General features: G+C 62.0%; 1 pseudogene. It reads left to right on the forward strand.

Annotation, left to right across the window (positions count from 1 at the left end):
- Positions 1 to 74: 74 nt before the first annotated feature.
- Positions 75 to 371: pseudogene (locus FCS21_RS16145) on the forward strand (urease subunit gamma); the annotation flags it as partial.
- Positions 372 to 450 lie beyond the last annotated feature (79 nt).

Genomic DNA, 450 nt, shown 5'->3' on the forward strand with positions numbered 1-450 from the left:
CCCAGGACCTCCGTCTTTTCGCAAATTGAGGTGGCGGGCACGAAAACGCCTGCTGCCGACACAGGAGCTTGAACATGCTGCTGACGCCCACCGAACTTGAGCGGCTGACGCTATACACCGCCGCCGAACTTGCGCGCAAACGCCGCACCAAAGGGCTGCGCCTGAACTTTCCGGAAGCCTCGGCGCTGATTGCCGATGAAATCCTCGAAGGCGCCCGTGAGGGTCGCAGCGTGGCCGAGCTGATCGGTTTCGGCTCGACACACCTCAACACTGACAACGTCATGCCCGGCGTGGCCGATCTGCTGCCGGTACTGCAGGTGGAAGGTACGTTCCCCGATGGCACCAAACTGGTCACCGTGCATCAGCCGATTCGACCCGGGCAGTTGCCGTTGGCCGTCATGCCGACGCCTGGGGAAATCATCTCGCCCGAGGGCGATATACAACTCAACA

It is taken from the genome of Colwellia ponticola, from assembly GCF_005885605.1.
Classification (GTDB): Bacteria; Pseudomonadota; Gammaproteobacteria; order Enterobacterales; family Alteromonadaceae; genus Colwellia; species Colwellia ponticola.